This window comes from Streptococcus sp. Marseille-Q4154 (assembly GCF_916700545.1).
GTDB lineage: Bacteria > Bacillota > Bacilli > Lactobacillales > Streptococcaceae > Streptococcus > Streptococcus infantis_I.
In genome coordinates this window covers 427,714-449,028 of sequence record NZ_CAKAKN010000002.1, presented here as the reverse complement: position 1 = coordinate 449,028, position 21,315 = coordinate 427,714, and the positions used below count along the sequence as shown (strand labels likewise).

Genomic DNA, 21,315 nt, shown 5'->3' with positions numbered 1-21,315 from the left:
GATGAAGACATTTGAATTCTTTTGGAACTATTTTAAAGTTTATAAGATATCCTTTGTCGTTGTCATTGCTATGATTATCATTGCAACGGTAGCACAAGCCCTCTTTCCAGTATTTGCAGGTCAAACAGTCACAGAACTGGCTAATTTGGTTATAGCTTATCAAAATGGAAATCCTGATATGGTTTGGCAAAGTCTATTAGGACTCCTGGTCAATCTTGCCTATATTTTAATTGTGCTCGTGGTGTCGAGTCTTATCTATATGGTTTTGATGAGCCGTATTATTGCCGAATCGACAAATGAGATGCGTAAGGGACTTTTTGGCAAGCTTTCTCGCTTGACTGTTTCCTTCTTTGACCGCCATCAAGATGGTGATATCCTGTCACGTTTTACCAGTGATTTGGATAACATCCTACAGGCTTTCAACGAAAGTCTGGTGTCTGTTATGACCAATATTGCCCTTTATATTGGTTTGTTGATTGTCATGTTCGCAAAAAATGTGACCTTGGCTTTGATTACGGTTGCTAGCACTCCGATAGCTGTCATCATGTTGATTGTCATTTTAAAATTGGCAAGAAAATATACCAATCTTCAGCAAAAAGAGGTTGGGAAGCTAAACGCCTACATGGATGAGAGTATTTCAGGTCAAAAAGCCGTTATCGTTCAGGGTATTCAAGATGATGTGATCGCAGGTTTTGTTGAGCAAAACGAGCGTGTCCGTAAAGCAACTTTTAAGGGCAGAATGTTTTCAGGAATTCTCTTTCCTGTCATGAACGGAATGAGCTTGGTCAATACAGCTATTGTTATTTTTGTCGGTTCAGCTGTCTTACTGAATGATCAGAATATCGAGACAGCGACAGCTCTGGGTTTGATTGTCATGTTTACCCAGTTTTCTCAGCAATATTACCAACCCATTATCCAATTGGCAGCGAGCTGGGGAAGTTTGCAACTGGCCTTTACAGGTGCAGAACGTATCCAAGAAATGTTTGATGCAGAAGAAGAGATTCGTCCTCAAGATGCTCCAGTTTTCACAGAATTGCGAGAGGGTGTAGAGATTCGCAAGGTAGACTTCTCCTACCTGCCAGGGAAACCGATTCTAAAAGATGTCAGCATTTCAGCTCTAAAAGGGAAAATGATTGCGGTAGTTGGTCCGACAGGTTCAGGGAAAACAACCATCATGAACTTAATCAATCGTTTTTATGATGTGGATGCAGGTAGTATCAGCTTTGATGGAACAGATATTCGCGAGTTTGATTTGGATAGCTTGCGAAGCAAGGTGGGAATTGTCTTACAGGATTCAGTTTTATTTAGCGGAACCATCCGAGACAATATTCGCTTTGGTGCCCCTGATGCTAGTCAAGAAATGGTAGAAGCGGCAGCTAAGGCTACGCATATCCATGAATATATCGAAAGTCTACCAGATAAGTACGATACTCTGATTAATGATGATCAGAGCGTATTCTCAACCGGTCAGAAGCAGTTGATTTCTATTGCTCGTACCTTGATGACAGATCCTCAGGTCTTAATTTTGGATGAGGCAACATCAAACGTGGATACTGTAACAGAGAGCAAGATTCAAAATGCCATGGAGGCAATTGTAGCAGGAAGAACTAGTTTTGTGATTGCCCATCGCTTGAAAACTATTCTCAATGCAGATCAGATTATTGTTCTTAAGGATGGTGAGGTTATCGAACAAGGAAATCATCACGAATTGCTCAAGCTTGGAGGTTTTTACTCCGAACTTTATCACAATCAATTTGTCTTTGAATAATACTCTTCGAAAATCTCTTCAAACCACGTCAGCGTCCTAGTTTGCTCTTTGATTTTCATTGAGTATAAGCAAAAAAGTTGTCCTAATTTTGGGCAACTTTTTCTGATAAAAAATTTTTATCACGGACTTAAAAAATACATATTAGACAGGAGTGGGCAAGGATGATAAGATAAGATTATCAATGGAGAAGGAAAGGAAATCAGTGATGGCAAGAACAGTTGTTGGAGTTGCAGCAAATCTATGTCCTGTGGACGCAGAAGGAAAAAATATTCATTCATCAGTCTCTTGTAAATTTGCTGAGAGTATTCGTCAGGTTGGCGGACTTCCTTTGGTCATTCCAGTTGGTGATGAGTCGGTGGTCCATGACTATGTAGAAATGATTGATAAACTCATCTTGACTGGGGGACAAAATGTTCATCCTCAGTTTTATGGTGAGGAAAAAACAATTGATAGCGACGACTATAACCTAACTCGCGACGAGTTTGAGCTAGCTCTTCTACAAGAAGCCTTGCGTCAGAACAAGCCAATCTTAGCCATTTGCCGTGGCGTTCAGCTTGTCAACGTTGCCTTTGGTGGGACACTCAATCAGGATATTGAAGGTCATTGGCAAGGTCTACCTTTTGGGACTTCACATTCTATTGAGACAGTGGATGGCAGTGTAGTATCTAAATTGTTTGGTAAAGAAAGTCAGGTTAATTCAGTGCATCGTCAGAGCATTAAAGATCTGGCACCCAATTTCCGTGTGACGGCTGTGGATCCACGTGATCAAACTGTTGAAGCAATCGAATCTATCGACGAACACCGCATTATCGGCTTGCAGTGGCATCCAGAATTCTTGGTCAATGAAGAAGATGGCAACTTAGAATTATTTGAGTATTTATTGAATGAATTATAACGACTAGAATCTTAGTCGTTTTTTTATTCATTATTTACGAATCTTTATAGAATCGTGTTTTTACGCAAACGTTTGAATTGTGATAAAAATTGGAAATTTTTAGTATAAAAACTTGAAAAAATTGTTAGTAAGCGTTATGATAGAAAAGAAGAAATTTTGGAGGAATACTATGTCACATATTAAATTTGATTATTCAAAAGTATTAGACAAATTTGTTGCACCACATGAAGTGGAATACATGCAAGCACAAGTTACAGCAGCAGACGAATTGATCCGTAAAGGAACTGGTGCTGGTAGCGACTTCTTGGGTTGGTTGGACCTTCCTGAAAACTATGACCGCGAAGAATTTGACCGCATCTTGAAAGCTGCTGAGCAAATCAAAGCAGACAGCGATGTTTTGGTGGTTATCGGTATCGGTGGATCTTACCTTGGAGCGAAAGCTGCCATTGACTTCTTGAACCACCACTTTGCAAACTTGCAAACAAAAGAAGAACGTAAAGCACCACAAATCCTTTACGCTGGGAACTCAATCTCATCTACTTACCTTGCTGACTTGGTAGAGTACGTTTCAGATAAAGATTTCTCAGTAAACGTGATTTCTAAATCAGGTACAACAACTGAACCAGCGATTGCTTTCCGTGTCTTCAAAGAACTTTTGGTTAAGAAATACGGACAAGAAGAAGCTAACAAACGTATCTACGCAACAACTGACCGCCAAAAAGGTGCTGTTAAGGTTGAAGCAGATGCTAACGGTTGGGAAACATTTGTTGTTCCAGATGATATCGGTGGACGCTTCTCAGTATTGACAGCAGTTGGATTGCTTCCAATCGCTGCGTCAGGTGCAGACATCAAAGCCCTTATGGAAGGTGCTAACGCAGCTCGTAAAGACTATACTTCAGATAAAATCTCTGAAAACGAAGCTTACCAATATGCAGCTGTTCGTAACATCCTTTACCGTAAAGGTTATGCAACTGAAATCTTGGTAAACTACGAGCCATCCCTTCAATACTTCTCAGAATGGTGGAAACAATTGGCTGGTGAGTCAGAAGGGAAAGACCAAAAAGGGATTTACCCAACTTCAGCTAACTTCTCAACAGACTTGCACTCATTGGGTCAATTTATCCAAGAAGGAACTCGTATCATGTTTGAAACAGTTGTCCGTGTTGACAAACCTCGTAAGAACGTGATCATCCCTACTTTGGAAGAAGACCTTGACGGACTTGGCTACCTTCAAGGGAAAGACGTTGACTTTGTAAACAAAAAAGCAACTGACGGTGTTCTTCTTGCCCACACTGACGGTGACGTACCAAACATGTACGTGACTCTTCCTGAGCAAGATGCCTTCACTCTTGGTTACACGATCTACTTCTTCGAATTGGCCATCGCCCTTTCAGGTTACTTGAATGCCATCAACCCATTTGACCAACCAGGTGTTGAAGCTTACAAACGTAACATGTTTGCCCTTCTTGGTAAACCAGGATTTGAAGAATTGAGCAAAGAACTTAACGCTCGTCTATAATAGAATAAAAAAGAGTGGTTTTACCACTCTTTTTGCTTTTTCTCGAAAAGAGAAATTGGACTCTGGCGAGACTTGTGATATAATATAGAGAGCAAAAAGGCAGACGCCTAGAGACTTTATAGGAGAAGATATGTCAAAAGATATTCGTGTGCGTTACGCACCAAGTCCAACAGGACTATTACACATCGGTAATGCCCGTACAGCATTGTTTAACTATTTGTATGCACGCCACCATGGTGGAACTTTTATCATCCGTATCGAAGATACTGACCGCAAACGTCATGTCGAAGACGGAGAACGTTCACAGCTTGAAAACCTTCGTTGGTTAGGCATGGACTGGGATGAAAGTCCAGAGACTCATGAAAACTACCGCCAGTCTGAGCGTTTGGAACTCTATCAAAAATATATCGACCAACTCTTAGCTGAAGGAAAAGCCTACAAATCTTACGTTACAGAAGAAGAACTAGCAGCAGAACGTGAACGTCAAGAAGCAGCAGGTGAAACACCTCGCTACATTAACGAATACCTTGGTATGAGCCAAGAAGAAAAAGCAGTTTACGTTGCAGAACGTGAAGCAGCGGGGATTATCCCGACGGTTCGTTTGGCAGTGAATGAGTCTGGTATTTACAAGTGGCATGATATGGTTAAAGGCGATATCGAATTTGAAGGTGGCAATATCGGTGGGGACTGGGTTATCCAAAAGAAAGATGGTTACCCAACATACAACTTTGCCGTTGTCATTGATGACCATGATATGCAAATTTCTCACGTCATCCGTGGAGATGACCACATTGCCAATACACCAAAACAACTCATGGTCTATGAAGCGCTTGGTTGGGATGCACCTGAATTTGGTCACATGACCTTGATTATCAACTCTGAAACTGGTAAGAAGTTATCTAAACGTGATACGAACACCCTTCAGTTTATCGAAGATTACCGTAAGAAAGGGTACCTTCCAGAAGCAGTCTTTAACTTCATCGCTCTTCTTGGCTGGAATCCTGGTGGGGAAGATGAAATCTTCTCTCGTCAAGAACTCATTAACCTCTTTGATGAAAACCGTCTCAGCAAGTCTCCAGCAGCCTTCGATCAGAAGAAAATGGACTGGATGAGCAATGAGTACATTAAGAATGCGGATCTTGAGACTATCTTTGAAATGGCAAAACCATTCCTTGAAGAAGCAGGACGTTTGACAGACAAGGCTGAGAAATTGGTGGAACTCTACAAACCACAAATGAAGTCAGTGGACGAAATTGTTCCATTGACAGACCTTTTCTTCTCAGATTTCCCAGAATTGACAGAAGCAGAGAAAGAAGTCATGGCTGGTGAAACCGTTCCGACTGTACTTGAAGCCTTTAAAGCCAAACTCGAAGCCATGTCAGACGATGAGTTTGTGGTAGAAAATATCTTCCCACAAATCAAAGCAGTCCAAAAGGAAACTGGTATCAAAGGGAAAAATCTCTTCATGCCAATCCGTATCGCCGTTTCAGGTGAAATGCATGGTCCTGAATTGCCAGATACCATCTACTTGCTTGGACGTGAAAAATCAATCCAACACATTGAGAAAATGTTGGCAGAAATTGCAAAATAGCATACAAAAAGAGCTCAAATATTGAGTTCTTTTTATATGTATACTTGTTTGAAAATGCAAAGATTTTAGTGTATAATATGAATTGACAGGGCAAGGAAATAAGTTAGTGAGATGGTATTTTTACAGCTAGACTCGGCATAGTCTAACATTATTCCTAATGTTGGTTAGTCTACTTATTTTTTCTTTGCGTTTTGCTGGATAGAAGTAGAAATTCTTTTGTTCATGCAATTACCATCCCTTACAATGACTTTGTTTTCGATCACCAGAGTTTCTCTACAAAGATTTTGGTCCAATTTGTCCAGCTTTTTAGAGAAGTATATCTACTCTTTCTTCTCCAAAAATAGAAAGAAATCGGATTTGTCCTGTTACCTTGCGTTAAGCAAGGTTTTTTTGTGGAATAGTACTGGGAGATTTACGATTTCTTTTTGGAGTGGTATAATATTAACTATCCTGATGAATAGAGGAACTCAAATGAAAGAATTTAACAAATCAATAAAATTAGAGCATGTGGCTTATGATATCCGTGGTCCAGTTTTGGAAGAAGCGATGCGCATGCGCGCAAATGGTGAAAAGATTTTGCGTCTAAATACAGGAAACCCAGCTGAGTTTGGCTTTACGGCTCCAGATGAGGTTATCCACGACTTGATTATGAATGCGCGTGATAGTGAGGGATATTCTGACTCCAAAGGGATTTTCTCAGCTCGCAAGGCCATCATGCAGTATTGTCAACTGAAGAAATTCCCCAATGTGGATATTGATGATATCTACCTTGGAAATGGGGTTAGTGAGCTAATCGTTATGTCTATGCAAGGGCTTTTGGATAATGGCGATGAGGTCTTGGTTCCTATGCCTGACTATCCTCTTTGGACTGCTGCTGTCAGCTTGGCTGGGGGAAATGCCGTTCACTACGTCTGTGATGAAGAAGCGGAATGGTATCCAGACCTAGATGATATCAAGTCTAAGATTAGTTCAAATACCAAGGCCATTGTTTTGATCAATCCGAATAACCCAACGGGGGCTCTCTATCCTAAAGAACTCTTACTAGATATCATCGAGATTGCTCGTCAAAATGACTTGATTATCTTTGCGGATGAAATTTACGACCGTATGGTGATGGATGGCAATGTCCACACACCAGTCGCTAGTTTGGCTCCAGACCTTTTCTGTGTCAGCATGAATGGTTTGTCTAAATCTCACCGTATCGCTGGTTTCCGTGTTGGTTGGATGGTCTTGTCTGGACCTAAACATCATGTAAAGGGCTACATTGAAGGTCTCAACATGCTCTCAAACATGCGTCTCTGTTCGAACGTCCTTGCTCAACAGGTGGTTCAAACGTCACTAGGTGGTCACCAGTCAGTGGATGAGTTGCTTCTTCCTGGTGGTCGTATCTATGAGCAAAGAAACTTTATTTATAATGCCATTCAAGATATCCCTGGTTTATCAGCTGTTAAGCCAAAAGCAGGTCTTTATATCTTCCCTAAAATCGACCGCAATATGTACCGTATCGATGACGATGAACAATTTGTCCTTAATTTCTTGAAACAAGAAAAAGTGCTTTTGGTACATGGACGTGGCTTTAACTGGAAAGAACCAGATCACTTCCGTATCGTTTATCTACCACGTGTCGATGAGTTGGCCCAAATACAGGAAAAGATGACTCGCTTCTTGAAGCAGTATCGTAGATAAGGCTTTCATAGCAAAAAAGCTGGAAACATTTGTCAGAGCTATTGACAAATACGTAAGAATCAGATAGAATAGTAAAGTATGTTTAGTAACTGATCACTTTATAGCCGGCTAAACGAATACAAAATCTATGAGGAGGTATTCATCGTGAAACGTACTTATCAACCAAGTAAACTTCGTCGTGCGCGCAAACACGGATTCCGTAACCGTATGTCAACTAAAAACGGTCGTCGCGTATTGGCAGCTCGTCGTCGTAAAGGACGCAAAGTTTTGGCTGCATAATCCAAACAAATGAAACAAAGAAGTCAGTAGGAACTCGAGCCTACTGATTTTTCTTTTATTTAAAAAGATTGTTTTCTAAAGTTATTGATTGAGAATAAACATTTTAGAAGACGTCTTGAAAAAATCACATATAGAAAAAGCTCAAGATCAGAAGATAATTTCTCTGATTTTGAGCTTTTCTTTATTCTTTCAAATGATAAGAGTAGCTAGCAACGACGACATCTTCGTGCCATCTGAGAGCATATTTTAATTTAAGGCTCATTTGATTGTGGAGGATATTTTGCCAAGGTTTGTTAGGGATAAATTGGGGTACAAGAACTGTAACCGTGTAGTTCTTTTTCTTGGCTTCTTGAGAAATCTTTCGAACATATCGAACTGTAGGTGTGATAATATCGCGATAGCTGGTATTAATGTTTTTAAGAGTAATATTTGGGAAGTAGTCGGCAAATTCTTGGAGGATTTCTTGGTCTTTTTCCTCAGTTTCCTTGGTGGAAATGTGCATAGCCAAAACTTCATCTCCTATGCTTTGAGCGTAATTAATCGCTCCAACACTGACTCGAGTAACATTTCCTACTAAGACAAGGACGACATTGCCATCGTAGCTTTGTTTTTGAATCCCTTCATAAAGTCGAAGTTGCTTGGCCACTTTTTGGTAATGACTGTGGATGGACAGAAATAGGAAGGTTAGGACCAGGATAATTGGGAAGAATGGCCAGATATCTCCAAGTCTGAAGAGGAGTAGAATAAGAACGATAGCGTAACAAATGATGGCACCGAGGATATTTGCAAAGGCAGATTTTAAGAAATGAGAGCCTTTTTCTTTTTTCCAATGGCGAATCATCCCTGTTTGAGAAAGTGCAAAAGGAACGAAAACTCCGATAGTATAGAGAGGAATCAAGCGTTCCGTATTTCCGTTAAAAATGAGCAGAAGAATCATAGCGCCAAAGGCTAGTGTTAAGATACCGTTTGAGTAACCTAGGCGATCTCCCTTCTCCATAAAGAGATGGGGCATGTACTTGTTTTTAGCCATATTGTAAGCCAACATCGGAAAGGCAGAAAAACCAGTATTTGCAGCTACGGCAAGGATGAGAGCTGTTGAAAATTGGAAGAGATAATAAACAACCTGACCGAGAGCTGAATCCCCTAAAATTCCTTTAGCCATTTGTGAGAGGATTGTTTCTCCGTGTTGAGGTGTAATCCCCATCCAGTAGTTTAGGAAAGTAATTCCTGCAAAGAGAAATCCAAGAATCAGAGACATGATGGTCAGTGTCTGAGCTGCGTTCTTTTCTTTAGGGGTCTTGAAAAATGGAACAGCATTTGAGATGGCTTCAACCCCAGTTAATGAAGCTGAACCGCTGGTAAAGGCTCTTAAAATCAGGACAATTGAGAGACTTGGGACAGTTTGACCAATTGCAGAAGTTGCATGATAGCTTAGAGAACCTGTCAATAGTTGGAAGATACCAAACAATAAGAGGAAGACTGTACTAAAGATAAAGAGGTAGACCGGAATCATCAGAGAACTAGCAGATTCCCTCAAGCCTCGCAGATTCAAAAGCATGAGCAAACAGACCAGAAAAATGGAGATGTGGAGGTTGTAAGGATGGAGTGCGGGAAGTGCAGCAGTGATTGCATCCGCACCTGCAGCCACTGATACGGCTACTGTTAGCATATAGTCGACAAGCAGACTTCCCCCAGCAATCAAACCTAACTCAGGAGAGAGGTTTTCTCGAGTAACCATATAGGCACCTCCACCTTGAGGGTAGGCATGGATGATTTGTCTATAAGAAATGGTCAGGCTAGCTAATAGTAAGAGGACAAAAATGCCAATAGGGAGACTCCACCAGATAGCAAGCGGAGAAAGACTAGCCAATACGAGAACGACCTGTTCAGGTCCATAAGCGATAGAAGATAGGGCATCACTTGATAGCATTGCGAGTGCCTGCGTTTTTCCAAGTAGTCCTCCCTCGCCTTCAGTTAAGGATTTAAGGGGACGACCGATAAAGGTATATTTTAGTTTTGTAAACATTTTCTTTCCTTTTCTGAAAATTTCAACAAGAGTTATTATACTGCTATGAAAAAAAGTCGTCAAGAAAAAATGAATGATTTCAAAATATTTTTTCCTATAAGGATGAGGCTAGTTTTTTTGGTATAATAGAAGGTAGAAAAAACGAGGAAATATAAATGATTTTTGATACTCATACCCACTTGAATGTGGAAGAATTTTTGGGACGCGAAGAAGAAGAACTTGCCTTAGCGGCTGAAATGGGCGTAACTCGGATGAATATTGTTGGTTTTGACAAACCGACTATTGAGCGTGCTCTTGAACTAGTGGATAAGTATGGCCAACTCTATGCGACGATTGGCTGGCATCCAACGGAAGCAGGAACCTATACAACGGATGTTGAGAATTACTTGCTAGAAAAACTAAAACATCCAAAAGTTGTTGCCTTGGGCGAGATTGGTTTGGACTACCACTGGATGACGGCATCTAAGGAAGTTCAAGAAAAGGTTTTTCGTCGTCAGATTCAGCTATCTAAGGAATTAGATTTACCTTTTGTGGTTCACACCCGTGATGCGCTCGAAGATACCTATGAAATTATTAAGAGTGAGGGAGTCGGTCCACGTGGTGGGATTATGCACTCCTTTTCAGGTTCTTTGGATTGGGCGGAGAAGTTTGTGGAGCTTGGCATGACCATTTCCTTTTCTGGAGTAGTAACCTTTAAAAAAGCGACTGACATACAGGAGGCAGCTAAAGGTTTACCTTTGGATAAGATTTTGGTAGAGACAGATGCCCCTTATTTAGCCCCAGTACCCAAGCGTGGTCGTGAAAACAAGACAGCTTACACGCGCTATGTAGTAGACTTTATTGCAGACTTGCGTGGTATGACGACAGAAGAATTGGCAGAAGTGACAAGTGCTAATGCAGAAGGCATCTTTGGATTGGAACGTGAATCATGAAAGAGAAAATTTCCCAAGTCATCGTGGTAGAAGGACGCGATGATACGGCCAATCTCAAACGTTATTTTGATGTGGAGACCTATGAGACTCGTGGCTCGGCTATCAATGAACAGGACCTTGAACGAATCCAACGTCTACACCAACGTTATGGGGTGATTGTCTTTACGGATCCTGATTTTAACGGGGAACGCATTCGTCGGATGATTATGACGGCCATTCCGACAGTTCAGCACGCCTTTCTCAAACGTGATGAGGCAGTGCCAAAATCTAAGACCAAGGGACGTTCTCTAGGAATTGAGCATGCTAGCTACGAAGACTTGAGAACAGCGCTGGAACAAGTAACTGAGCAGTTTGAAGTAGAAAGCGACTTTGATATTAGCCGTAGTGACTTGATTCGCCTTGGTTTTCTAGCTGGAGCAGATAGCCGAAAACGCAGAGAATATTTAGGAGAGAATCTTCGCATCGGTTATTCCAATGGGAAACAACTTCTTAAACGTTTAGAGTTATTTGGTATCAGTTTGGCAGAAATTGAAGAGGCCATGAAATATTATGATAATTGAGAAACTCCCCCAAAATGTGGAGGGAATGTGATACAATAGAAGTAATCATATACGGTTTAATCAGGCTTGGTAGCAAGCATTAGAAAAGTGACTCCATAGGAATTGAGTTAAGTGGAGATGATGAGGAAAAGTTATGGGAATCTTTGATTTTTTAAAAAAGACAGAAGCAACAAAACCTACTGAAACAAATGAATCCAATAAGGAAGTAGAAGAGGCGAAAGGCAATGCTTGCGTGGGTGTTCTAGATCTGTTCCCGATGAAGGAAACGAACCAATTATTGATTGTTGGGAGTCTAGAAGGTAGTATCAAGGTTGGAGATCAGTTGCAGTTTTGCAATCCCGACCAAGGAATGGAAAGTCTTGGTACTGTAGAGGTTAAAAAACTCAGCAGTCAAAACAAAGATGCAGATAGTCTAACTGATGAAGTTCTTGCCCATCTAGTGGTTGATAGGAATCCTTCTTTGGATAAATTGAAAAAAGGAAGTGTACTTTATAGCCCAGGTGTGGATGAAGAGACTCGCTTGTCTGCTTATTCAGATGCTCTTTATCGTGCTTTTGTAGCCATCCAAGAGGGTCAGTTAACAAATGAAGACTATTTGGCAGCTAGCCTTGATGACAGTGTAGAGATTTTACGTCTCTTTTTATGGAAATGCCGTCAAAATCAGGAAACTGAAAGTGAAGAAAGCTATCAAGCCAACACTCGCAAGTTGGAACGTCTCGCGGAAATCGTCAAAGACAAGTTGTTAGTAGCAGATTCTATTTATGCAGTTTATTCTGAAAAAACAGGCGAACCTTATCTCTTTTCAACTACTTATGACAGAGGTGAGGAAGGTTATCTGTGTACTGATCCCATGATCATGCTTTTGACCCCATCTTGGTATCGCCAATTCAAGGAAACCATTGATAGTCGACCAAATTCAGTCGTAAAACTGATTGAAAATACGGAAGATAAAAAAGGGATTGAAAATTTCCTAGGGACAGCCTTTTACCTAAATGGTGCCTTGGGAGCAATCTTTAATTCCAAGGAAGTCAGCATCAGTGCCTCTGCCTTGGTTCAAAAACCAGATTTTTCTGATTTACCAGAAATACAAGTGCCTGTCATGAATCCTGACCTGGTAAGATGGATGCTGTTGATGGGGCAACTAGATTATCCGATTACGGAAGAGCAAGAATTACTTTATAAACTCTATTATAAGTTCTTCTCAGAAGCTATGCCTAAAGCAAAATTCCTATTGCCTTTAGATGCAGCTTCGGAATTTAAGGGAGAGAGTCAGGAAGGGAACTCCTTTGTCTTGGAAAAAGATTCCAGTTTTAACATTCCAGTCAAAGAAGGAAAAAATGGCAGAAATTCTGTTCCAGTATTTACTGATTGGAAACGTCTGAGAATGGTCTTTGATGAAAAGTGGAATGGCATGATAGAAGAAGCAGGAGGCATGATTGAAGTTTTTGACTATGCCATTAACCCAACGGAATACTATGAAGCGGGTGCCTATGTTAGCCTAACAGCTTTTAGAGACATGCAAAAGCTTAGTGAGGAACAAGAAGGAAGAGCTCAAGATTAGAAAGTTCTTTAATATTAGAAAAGAGAATAAATGAGAATTGCAGATTATAGCGTGACCAAGGCAGTGCTGGAGCGTCACGGTTTTACCTTTAAAAAATCCTTCGGACAAAATTTCTTGACCGATACCAATATCCTTCAAAAAATTGTGGATACGGCTGAAATTGATGACCAGGTCAATGTCATCGAAATCGGTCCAGGGATTGGTGCTTTGACGGAATTTTTAGCTGAGCGTGCAGCTCAAGTCATGGCCTTTGAGATTGACCACCGTTTGGTGCCAATTCTAGCGGATACTCTGCGTGATTTTGATAATGTGACCGTAGTCAACGAGGACATTCTAAAAGTTGACCTAGCGCAACATATCCAAAATTTTAAAAATCCTGACCTGCCTATTAAGGTAGTAGCCAACTTGCCTTACTATATCACGACGCCTATTCTCATGCACTTGATTGAAAGTGGTATTCCTTTTAGTGAGTTTGTGGTCATGATGCAAAAAGAAGTGGCAGATCGTATCTCTGCTAAGCCAAATACCAAGGCATACGGTAGCTTGTCAATTGCAGTTCAGTATTACATGACGGCCAAGGTTGCCTTTATCGTGCCTCGTACAGTATTTGTGCCAGCGCCCAACGTAGATTCAGCTATCTTAAAAATGGTACGCCGTCCAGAACCTGCTGTAGCAGTAAAAGATGAGAACTTCTTCTTTAAAGTTTCCAAGGCTAGTTTTACTCATCGTCGTAAGACCTTGTGGAACAACTTGACAGGTTACTTTGGGAAGTCTGAAGAAGTCAAGGATAAATTGACCAAGGCTTTGGACCAAGCAGGCTTGTCACCATCTGTACGTGGTGAAGCTCTCAGCTTGGCAGAATTTGCTAGTCTAGCAGATGCGCTTAAAGGACAAGGGCTCTAAGATGCAGGGACAAATCATTAAAGCCTTAGCGGGTTTCTACTATGTGGAAAGTGATGGTCAGGTTTATCAAACACGCGCGCGTGGGAATTTTCGTAAAAAAGGCCACACACCCTATGTTGGAGATTGGGTAGATTTTTCTGCGGAGGAAAATTCTGAAGGTTATATTCTCAAGATTCATGAACGAAAAAATAGTCTGGTTCGTCCACCCATTGTCAATATTGACCAAGCCGTTGTCATTATGTCCGTTAAAGAACCTGACTTTAATAGCAACTTGTTGGATCGTTTTTTGGTTCTTTTAGAGCACAAGGACATTCATCCTATCGTCTATATTTCCAAAATGGACTTACTAGAGGATAGGAGAGAACTGGATTTCTACGAGAAAACCTATCGTGCTATTGGTTACGATTTTGTGACGAGTAAAGAAGAACTTTTACCCTTGTTGACAGACAAAGTGACAGTCTTTATGGGGCAGACAGGTGTTGGGAAGTCAACCCTGCTTAATAAAATTGCTCCTGACCTCAATCTAGAGACGGGAGAAATCTCTGATAGTCTAGGCCGTGGTCGTCATACCACTCGAGCTGTTAGTTTTTACAACCTAAATGGAGGCAAAATCGCAGATACACCAGGTTTTTCGTCGCTAGATTATGAAGTATCAAGTGCTGAAGAGCTGAACCAGGCCTTTCCAGAGATTGCTAGTGTCAGTCGCGACTGTAAGTTCCGTACTTGTACGCATACTCATGAACCATCTTGTGCAGTGAAACCAGCAGTAGAAGAGGGCATCATTGCAAACTTCCGTTTCGACAACTATCTACAATTCCTCAGTGAGATTGAAAATCGCAGAGAAACCTATAAAAAAGTCAGCAAAAAAATTCCAAAATAAGGAGAAACCTATGTCTCAATACAAGATTGCTCCGTCAATTCTGGCAGCAGATTATGCCAACTTTGAACGTGAAATTAAACGCCTAGAAGCAACTGGGGCAGAATACGCCCATATCGATATCATGGATGGTCACTTTGTACCTCAGATCAGCTTTGGTGCAGGTGTAGTCGAAAGTCTTCGACCTCATAGTAAGATGGTCTTTGACTGCCACTTGATGGTCTCTAACCCAGAACATCATTTAGAGGATTTTGCGCGTGCAGGAGCTGACATCATCAGCATCCATGTTGAAGCGACACCTCATATTCATGGCGCTCTTCAAAAGATTCGTTCTCTCGGTGTTAAACCTTCGGTTGTCATTAATCCAGGTACGCCTATTGAGGCGATTAAACATGTCCTTCACTTAGTTGATCAAGTTTTGGTCATGACGGTGAACCCTGGATTTGGTGGGCAAGCTTTTCTGCCTGAAACCATGGATAAGATTCGTGAGTTAGTTGCTCTTCGTGAAGAAAAAGGCTTGAACTTTGAAATCGAAGTTGATGGTGGGATTGATGATAAAACTATTGCTCAAGCCAAAGAAGCTGGTGCAACAGTCTTTGTAGCAGGGTCCTATGTCTTTAAGGGAGATGTCAATGAACGAGTGCAAGCTCTCAGAAAACAACTGGACTAAAGTTGCAGTTTTTGCAGGCGGAGACCGCGGTCACTATCGGACAGATTTTGACTGCTTTGTCGGTGTGGATCGAGGCTCACTTTGGGTACTGGAGGAAAAACTTCCTCTTGCTTTAGCCGTTGGGGATTTTGATTCTGTGACTGTAGAAGAACGTCAGTTGATTCAAAAACGTGCCCAGCATTTTGTTCAAGCCCAGCCAGAAAAAGATGATACCGATCTGGAACTAGCACTTTTAACGATTTTTGAAAAGAATCCTCAAGCTCGGGTGACTATTTTTGGTGCCCTAGGTGGTCGCATTGACCATATGTTGGCTAATGTCTTTCTGCCTAGCAATCCTAAATTGGCGCCCTATATGCGTCAGATAGAGATTGAGGATGGGCAAAACTTGATTAGCTATTGTCCAGAAGGAACCAGTCAGCTAGAACCACGTTCGGACTATGATTACCTTGCTTTTATGCCTGTGAGGGATAGTCAGTTGACTATTATCGGAGCCAAGTATGAACTAACTGAGGAGAATTTTTTCTTTAAGAAAGTTTATGCTTCTAACGAATATATAGATAGGGAAGTTTCGGTAACATGCCCGGATGGCTATGTGGTCGTACTGCATAGTAAGGACAGGAGATAGGATGGAGATTGTATTACTACTGTTATTAATTGCTAACCTGGCTGGCCTCTTTCTCATTTGGCAAAGGCAGGACAAGCAGGAGCAATATTTGACCAAGAGTTTAGAAGACCAGGCAGATAATCTCTCAGACCAGTTAGATTATCGATTTGAACAAGCACGACAAGCTAGTCAGTTGGACCAAAAAAATCTAGAAGTGGCTGTTAGCGACCGTTTGCAGGAGGTGCGGATTGAATTGCACCAAGGTCTGACTCAGGTTCGACAGGAGATGAATGAAAACCTCCTCCAAACCAGAGATAAGACTGACCAAAGACTACAGGCCTTGCAGGAGTCAAATGAGCAACGTTTAGAGCAGATGCGCCAAACGGTCGAGGAAAAGTTAGAAAAGACCTTGCAGACACGTTTGCAAGCGTCTTTCGAGACAGTTTCAAAACAACTGGAATCTGTCAACCGAGGTTTGGGTGAAATGCAGACGGTTGCCCGTGATGTCGGCGCTCTTAATAAGATCTTATCTGGTACAAAAACTCGAGGAATTCTAGGAGAATTACAACTGGGACAGATTATTGAAGATATCATGACACCTGCCCAGTATGAACGAGAATTTGCAACGGTTGAAAACTCTAGTGAACGTGTGGAATACGCCATCAAGTTACCTGGACAAGGTGACCAGGAATATGTCTATCTACCGATTGATTCTAAGTTTCCACTGGCAGATTATTACCGTCTGGAAGAAGCCTATGAAGCAGGTGACAAGGACGAGATTGAGCGCTGTCGTAAGTCTCTCCTAGCAAGCGTCAAGCGTTTTGCTAAGGATATTAAGAGTAAGTACCTGGCGCCACCTCGGACAACCAATTTTGGAGTCTTGTTTGTTCCGACAGAAGGTCTTTACTCAGAAATCGTTAGAAATCCGATTTTTTTTGATGGCTTGAGACGGGAAGAGCAGATTATCGTTGCGGGACCAAGTACCTTGTCAGCCCTTCTTAACTCCCTATCGGTCGGCTTCAAGACTCTGAATATCCAAAAGAGTGCTGACCATATTAGCCAAACTCTAGCCAACGTCAAAACCGAATTTGGCAAGTTTGGTGGCATTCTGGTTAAAGCGCAAAAACACCTCCAACATGCCACTGGTAATATTGATGAATTGTTAAACCGACGTACTTCAGCTATTGAGCGAACTCTCCGACATATTGAATTGTCAGAAGGTGAGCCTATGCTTGATTTGCTCCAGTTCCAAGAAGATGAGGAAGAATATGAAGATTAGTCACATGAAAAAAGATGAACTGTTCGAAGGCTTTTACCTAATCAAATCAGCCGATCTGAGACAGACGCGTGCTGGGAAAAACTACCTAGCTTTCACCTTCCAAGATGATAGTGGGGAAATCGAAGGAAAGCTCTGGGATGCCCAACCTCATAACGTTGAGGCCTTTACTGCAGGAAAAGTTGTCCACATGCAAGGGCGTCGTGAAGTTTACAACAACACTCCACAGGTAAATCAAATTACCCTTCGCTTACCTCAGCCTGGCGAACCCAATGACCCAGCAGACTTCAAGGTCAAATCACCAGTGGATGTTAAAGAAATCCGTGAGTACATGGCACAGATGATTTTCAAGATTGAAAATCCCATCTGGCAACGAATCGTTCGGGCCCTCTATACTAAATATGATAAAGAATTTTATTCCTATCCAGCTGCAAAAACCAACCACCATGCCTTTGAAACAGGGCTAGCTTATCATACAGCGACTATGGTTCGTTTAGCAGAGGCAATTGCTGATGTGTACCCACAACTCAATAAGAGCTTGCTCTATGCGGGAATTATGCTTCATGACCTGGCTAAGGTTATTGAGTTAACAGGTCCGGACCAGACAGAGTATACAGTGAGAGGAAATCTTATCGGGCATATCGCCTTGATTGATAGCGAGATTACCAAAGCAGTTATGGAACTTGGCATTGATGATACTCGAGAAGAAGTGGTGCTTCTGCGCCATGTGATTCTCAGCCACCATGGATTACTCGAGTATGGTAGTCCTGTTCGTCCTCGTGTGATGGAAGCTGAAATTATTCATATGATTGATAATTTGGATGCGAGTATGATGATGATGTCAACAGCGCTCGCCCTTGTTGATGAGGGGGAAATGACCAATAAGGTCTTTGCAATGGACAATCGTTCCTTCTACAAGCCAAAATTAGACTAGAAACTAAAAAAATGAGCTTTATTTAGACAATAAAGTTCGTTTTTTTGCTTTAGTGTGTTATAATGAGAAAAAGACTAATTAAAAAGAATGGTGAATAACTAATGAAATTAAGAAGAAGTGATCGGATGGTTGTTATTTCCAATTATTTGATTAACAATCCATACAAATTAACCAGTCTCAATACCTTTGCGGAAAAGTATGAATCTGCCAAGTCTTCTATTTCAGAAGATATTGTCATTATTAAGCGCGCCTTTGAAGAAATTGAAATTGGTCATATTCAAACGGTGACAGGTGCTGGTGGTGGGGTTATTTTCACACCTTCTATCTCTACCCTTGAGTCCAAAACAATCATCCAAGAGCTTCGCGATAAACTTTCAGAGAGCGACCGCATTCTTCCAGGAGGCTACATTTATTTGTCTGATCTCCTTAGCACTCCAGCTATTTTGAAAAATATTGGACGTATTATTGCCAAGAGCTTTATGGACCAAAAGATTGATGCTGTTATGACGGTAGCGACCAAAGGGGTTCCGCTTGCAAATGCAGTAGCAAATGTTCTCAACGTACCTTTTGTCATTGTTCGTCGTGACTTGAAAATCACAGAAGGTTCAACTGTGAGTGTTAACTACGTCTCAGGTTCTAGCGACCGTATTGAAAAAATGTTCCTTTCAAAACGTAGCCTTAAGGCAGGAAGCCGTGTCCTGATTGTTGATGACTTTTTGAAAGGCGGAGGAACGATTAACGGTATGATTAGCCTTTTAACAGAGTTTGATTCTGAGTTAGCTGGTGTAGCTGTCTTTGCTGATAATGCGCAGGAAGATCGTGAACAGCAGTTTGACTACAAATCACTCTTAAAAGTTACCAATATTGATGTGAAGAACCAACAAATTGAAGTTGAAGTTGGGAACATCTTCGAAACAGAAAAATAAGAGAGAATAAGATGCTTAAAGGTTGGAACTTTCGTCCCAGCCTTTCTTTGATAATGAATATGAAGGAGCCCTATGAAGACGCCATTTATTAAACGTGAAGACTTAGAAAAGATTGTTGAAGAGTTTCCAACTCCATTCCATCTCTACGATGAAAAAGGTATTCGCAAGAAAGCACGCGCAGTAAACAAAGCCTTCTCTTGGAATAAAGGCTTTAAAGAATACTTCGCAGTTAAGGCAACCCCAACTCCAGCTATCTTGAAGATTTTGCAAGAAGAAGGATGTGGAGTGGATTGTTCTAGTTATGTAGAACTCTTAATGAGTCATAAGCTCGGGTTTTCAGGGGCGGAGATGATGTTTTCATCTAACAATACACCAGACCAAGAGTACGCTTATGCCCGTGAATTAGGGGCGACTATCAACTTGGATGCCTTTGAAGATATCGACCATTTAGAGCGCGCTGCGGGGATTCCTGAGATTATCTCTTGTCGTTACAATCCTGGAGGCGTATTTGAACTAGGGACAGACATTATGGATAATCCTGGTGAAGCTAAGTTTGGGATGACCAAGGAGCAACTCTTTGAAGCCTTTGCTATCCTGAAAGAAAAGGGAGCTAAAACCTTTGGGATTCATTCCTTCCTAGCTTCCAATACTGTGACCCACCTCTACTATCCAGAATTAGCACGTCAGCTCTTTGAGTTAGCAGTAGAAATCAAGGAAAAGTTGGGTATTTCGCTGGACTTTATCAACCTTTCTGGAGGTATCGGAGTCAACTATCGTCCAGATCAAGAGCCAAATGACATCGCCTTGATTGGTGAGGGAGTTCGTCAGGTTTATGAAGAAGTTCTTACGCCAGCAGATCTTGGTCAGGTTAAAATCTTTACAGAACTAGGTCGCTTTATGTTGGCACCTCATGGCATTCTCGTTACAAAAGTTACTCATAAAAAGAAAACCTACCGTACTTATCTAGGAGTAGATGCGTCAGCTGTCAATCTTATGAGACCAGCTATGTACGGTGCTTACCATCATATTACTAACATGATGCATCCTGATGGTCAGACTGAAATGGTTGATGTTGTTGGTTCTCTTTGTGAAAACAACGACAAGTTTGCAGTAAATCGTGAGTTGCCTCAAACAGAAATTGGTGATTTGTTAGTGATTCATGATACAGGTGCCCATGGCTTCTCTATGGGATACCAGTACAATGCGAAACTTCGTTCGGCAGAGATTCTCTACACAGAGGACGGTGGTGCTCGACTAATCCGTAGAGCAGAGCGACCTGAGGACTATTTTGCGACTCTCTATGGCTTTGACTTTGACAAGGAATAGAGGAATTTTGAAAATCATGAAAGTTGAAAGTGAAAAACAGATTGTTTTCTAAAAAATAGACAAAATCTATTGTTTTTCCTTTCAAGCGTGATATAATAAAATTATAAAACGGTTTCAAGGAAGGTGACGTGATGTCAGAAGAAACAATAGACTACGGACAAGTGACAGGAATGGTACATTCGACAGAGAGTTTTGGGGCGGTAGATGGTCCCGGAATTCGTTTCATTGTCTTTTTGCAGGGCTGTCAGATGCGTTGCCAGTATTGCCATAACCCTGACACATGGGCAATGGAAACCAATAAATCTCGTGTACGAACAGTAGACGATGTTCTAGAAGAAGCGCTTCGTTTTCGTGGTTTCTGGGGAGATAAGGGTGGAATTACTGTCAGTGGAGGAGAAGCTCTCTTACAGATTGATTTCCTAATTGCTCTCTTTACAAAAGCAAAAGAAAAAGGCATCCACTGTACCTTGGATACTTGTGCCCTTCCATTCCGTAATAAACCACGTTATTTAGAGAAATTCAATAAACTAATGGCCGTGACAGACTTGGTTCTTCTTGATATCAAGGAAATCAACGAAGCACAGCACAAGATTGTAACCAGTCAAACCAACAAAAATATCTTGGCGTGTGCGCAGTACTTGTCAGATATTGGGAAACCTGTTTGGATTCGTCATGTTCTCGTGCCAGGATTGACAGACCGTGATGAAGATTTGATTGAGCTTGGGAAATTCGTAAAAACTCTTAAAAATGTTGATAAATTTGAGATTTTGCCTTACCATACCATGGGTGAGTTCAAGTGGCGTGAACTTGGGATTCCGTATTCACTTGAAGGGGTTAAACCTCCAACAGCAGATCGTGTTAAAAACGCTAAGGAATTGATGGATACAGAAAGCTATCAAGATTACATGAAACGTGTTCATGGATAAAAAATAAGCCTGATGAAAATATCGGGCTTTTCTGATATAAAAAAAGCTTAGCTCGA

At 41.3% G+C, this 21,315-nt stretch carries 19 protein-coding genes; 18 read left to right on the top strand and 1 reads right to left on the bottom strand.

Annotated features, from left to right (window positions below):
• The first annotated feature begins 1 nt into the window (after position 1).
• From LG369_RS07415 to rpmH, 6 genes are all read left to right on the top strand, one after another.
• Positions 2-1,768 carry an ABC transporter ATP-binding protein gene (locus tag LG369_RS07415; RefSeq protein ID WP_074324297.1) on the top strand — a complete coding sequence of 589 codons (1,767 nt, stop codon included), beginning with the start codon at positions 2-4 and terminating at the stop codon, positions 1,766-1,768.
• Between the two features lie 205 nt (positions 1,769-1,973).
• Positions 1,974-2,663 (top strand): gamma-glutamyl-gamma-aminobutyrate hydrolase family protein, encoded by a 690-nt coding sequence (locus LG369_RS07410; protein WP_004251575.1) that lies wholly within the window; start codon positions 1,974-1,976, stop codon positions 2,661-2,663.
• 169 nt (positions 2,664-2,832) lie between these two features.
• Positions 2,833-4,182: a glucose-6-phosphate isomerase gene (locus tag LG369_RS07405; RefSeq protein WP_004251578.1), complete on the top strand. Its 1,350-nt coding sequence runs from the start codon at positions 2,833-2,835 to the stop codon at positions 4,180-4,182.
• Between the two features lie 130 nt (positions 4,183-4,312).
• A complete protein-coding gene (gene gltX, locus LG369_RS07400) occupies positions 4,313-5,773 on the top strand; it encodes a glutamate--tRNA ligase (RefSeq protein WP_004251581.1) in 1,461 nt (486 codons plus the stop codon).
• Positions 5,774-6,244: 471 nt separating this feature from the next.
• Positions 6,245-7,459 carry a pyridoxal phosphate-dependent aminotransferase gene (locus LG369_RS07395; RefSeq protein WP_004251584.1) on the top strand — a complete coding sequence of 405 codons (1,215 nt, stop codon included), beginning with the start codon at positions 6,245-6,247 and terminating at the stop codon, positions 7,457-7,459.
• Between the two features lie 144 nt (positions 7,460-7,603).
• Entirely contained in the window at positions 7,604-7,738 is a 135-nt protein-coding gene (rpmH, locus tag LG369_RS07390) for a 50S ribosomal protein L34 (RefSeq protein WP_000831905.1), read from the top strand.
• Between the two features lie 181 nt (positions 7,739-7,919).
• On the opposite strand, the gene LG369_RS07385 is transcribed toward rpmH, so the two are convergent.
• Positions 7,920-9,764 carry an APC family permease gene (locus LG369_RS07385; RefSeq protein WP_004251587.1) on the bottom strand — a complete coding sequence of 615 codons (1,845 nt, stop codon included), beginning with the start codon at positions 9,762-9,764 and terminating at the stop codon, positions 7,920-7,922.
• A 155-nt stretch (positions 9,765-9,919) separates the two neighbouring features.
• On the opposite strand from LG369_RS07385, the gene LG369_RS07380 reads away from it, so the two are divergent.
• The 12 genes from LG369_RS07380 to pflA all read left to right on the top strand — a co-directional run bounded on the left by LG369_RS07380 (position 9,920) and on the right by pflA (position 21,259).
• The gene (locus LG369_RS07380) at positions 9,920-10,696 is read left to right on the top strand and encodes a TatD family hydrolase (RefSeq protein WP_004251591.1); all 777 of its coding nucleotides are present in this window, start codon (positions 9,920-9,922) and stop codon (positions 10,694-10,696) included.
• A complete protein-coding gene (gene rnmV, locus LG369_RS07375; RefSeq protein ID WP_004251592.1) occupies positions 10,693-11,256 on the top strand; it encodes a ribonuclease M5 in 564 nt (187 codons plus the stop codon). The genes LG369_RS07380 and rnmV overlap by 4 nt, the downstream gene beginning before the upstream one ends.
• A 133-nt stretch (positions 11,257-11,389) precedes the next feature.
• Positions 11,390-12,817 carry an SseB family protein gene (locus LG369_RS07370; RefSeq protein ID WP_004251595.1) on the top strand — a complete coding sequence of 476 codons (1,428 nt, stop codon included), beginning with the start codon at positions 11,390-11,392 and terminating at the stop codon, positions 12,815-12,817.
• 30 nt (positions 12,818-12,847) lie between these two features.
• Positions 12,848-13,720, top strand: a complete 873-nt coding sequence (rsmA, locus tag LG369_RS07365; RefSeq protein WP_004251598.1) for a 16S rRNA (adenine(1518)-N(6)/adenine(1519)-N(6))-dimethyltransferase RsmA — start codon at positions 12,848-12,850, stop codon at positions 13,718-13,720.
• 1 nt (position 13,721) lies between these two features.
• Positions 13,722-14,600 carry a ribosome small subunit-dependent GTPase A gene (rsgA, locus tag LG369_RS07360; protein ID WP_004251602.1) on the top strand — a complete coding sequence of 293 codons (879 nt, stop codon included), beginning with the start codon at positions 13,722-13,724 and terminating at the stop codon, positions 14,598-14,600.
• 10 nt (positions 14,601-14,610) lie between these two features.
• Positions 14,611-15,267 (top strand): ribulose-phosphate 3-epimerase, encoded by a 657-nt coding sequence (gene rpe, locus LG369_RS07355; RefSeq protein WP_225750748.1) that lies wholly within the window; start codon positions 14,611-14,613, stop codon positions 15,265-15,267.
• On the top strand, positions 15,230-15,892 hold the full coding sequence (locus LG369_RS07350) for a thiamine diphosphokinase (RefSeq protein WP_225750747.1): 663 nt from the start codon (positions 15,230-15,232) through the stop codon (positions 15,890-15,892). Before rpe ends, LG369_RS07350 begins: the two co-directional genes overlap by 38 nt.
• 1 nt (position 15,893) lies before the next feature.
• Entirely contained in the window at positions 15,894-17,150 is a 1,257-nt protein-coding gene (rmuC, locus tag LG369_RS07345; RefSeq protein ID WP_225750746.1) for a DNA recombination protein RmuC, read from the top strand.
• A complete protein-coding gene (locus LG369_RS07340; protein ID WP_006152067.1) occupies positions 17,140-18,081 on the top strand; it encodes a 3'-5' exoribonuclease YhaM family protein in 942 nt (313 codons plus the stop codon). Before rmuC ends, LG369_RS07340 begins: the two co-directional genes overlap by 11 nt.
• Positions 18,082-18,182: 101 nt before the next feature.
• On the top strand, positions 18,183-19,007 hold the full coding sequence (gene purR / locus LG369_RS07335) for a pur operon repressor (RefSeq protein WP_006147832.1): 825 nt from the start codon (positions 18,183-18,185) through the stop codon (positions 19,005-19,007).
• Positions 19,008-19,079: 72 nt separating this feature from the next.
• Positions 19,080-20,333, top strand: coding sequence for a diaminopimelate decarboxylase (locus LG369_RS07330; protein ID WP_178895489.1), 1,254 nt, complete (start codon positions 19,080-19,082; stop codon positions 20,331-20,333).
• A 131-nt stretch (positions 20,334-20,464) separates the two neighbouring features.
• Entirely contained in the window at positions 20,465-21,259 is a 795-nt protein-coding gene (gene pflA / locus LG369_RS07325; RefSeq protein WP_178895488.1) for a pyruvate formate-lyase-activating protein, read from the top strand.
• Positions 21,260-21,315 lie beyond the last annotated feature (56 nt).

What these genes read in the sequence shown, in the direction of transcription:
- LG369_RS07415 (WP_074324297.1), top strand. Translation starts at nt 2, where the DNA reads ATGAAGACATTTGAATTCTTTTGGAACTATTTTAAAGTTTATAAGATA.
- LG369_RS07410 (WP_004251575.1), top strand. Translation starts at nt 1,974, where the DNA reads ATGGCAAGAACAGTTGTTGGAGTTGCAGCAAATCTATGTCCTGTGGAC.
- LG369_RS07405 (WP_004251578.1), top strand. Translation starts at nt 2,833, where the DNA reads ATGTCACATATTAAATTTGATTATTCAAAAGTATTAGACAAATTTGTT.
- gltX (WP_004251581.1), top strand. Translation starts at nt 4,313, where the DNA reads ATGTCAAAAGATATTCGTGTGCGTTACGCACCAAGTCCAACAGGACTA.
- LG369_RS07395 (WP_004251584.1), top strand. Translation starts at nt 6,245, where the DNA reads ATGAAAGAATTTAACAAATCAATAAAATTAGAGCATGTGGCTTATGAT.
- LG369_RS07385 (WP_004251587.1), bottom strand. Translation starts at nt 9,764, where the DNA reads ATGTTTACAAAACTAAAATATACCTTTATCGGTCGTCCCCTTAAATCC.
- LG369_RS07380 (WP_004251591.1), top strand. Translation starts at nt 9,920, where the DNA reads ATGATTTTTGATACTCATACCCACTTGAATGTGGAAGAATTTTTGGGA.
- rnmV (WP_004251592.1), top strand. Translation starts at nt 10,693, where the DNA reads ATGAAAGAGAAAATTTCCCAAGTCATCGTGGTAGAAGGACGCGATGAT.
- LG369_RS07370 (WP_004251595.1), top strand. Translation starts at nt 11,390, where the DNA reads ATGGGAATCTTTGATTTTTTAAAAAAGACAGAAGCAACAAAACCTACT.
- rsmA (WP_004251598.1), top strand. Translation starts at nt 12,848, where the DNA reads ATGAGAATTGCAGATTATAGCGTGACCAAGGCAGTGCTGGAGCGTCAC.
- rsgA (WP_004251602.1), top strand. Translation starts at nt 13,722, where the DNA reads ATGCAGGGACAAATCATTAAAGCCTTAGCGGGTTTCTACTATGTGGAA.
- rpe (WP_225750748.1), top strand. Translation starts at nt 14,611, where the DNA reads ATGTCTCAATACAAGATTGCTCCGTCAATTCTGGCAGCAGATTATGCC.
- LG369_RS07350 (WP_225750747.1), top strand. Translation starts at nt 15,230, where the DNA reads ATGAACGAGTGCAAGCTCTCAGAAAACAACTGGACTAAAGTTGCAGTT.
- rmuC (WP_225750746.1), top strand. Translation starts at nt 15,894, where the DNA reads ATGGAGATTGTATTACTACTGTTATTAATTGCTAACCTGGCTGGCCTC.
- LG369_RS07340 (WP_006152067.1), top strand. Translation starts at nt 17,140, where the DNA reads ATGAAGATTAGTCACATGAAAAAAGATGAACTGTTCGAAGGCTTTTAC.
- purR (WP_006147832.1), top strand. Translation starts at nt 18,183, where the DNA reads ATGAAATTAAGAAGAAGTGATCGGATGGTTGTTATTTCCAATTATTTG.
- LG369_RS07330 (WP_178895489.1), top strand. Translation starts at nt 19,080, where the DNA reads ATGAAGACGCCATTTATTAAACGTGAAGACTTAGAAAAGATTGTTGAA.
- pflA (WP_178895488.1), top strand. Translation starts at nt 20,465, where the DNA reads ATGTCAGAAGAAACAATAGACTACGGACAAGTGACAGGAATGGTACAT.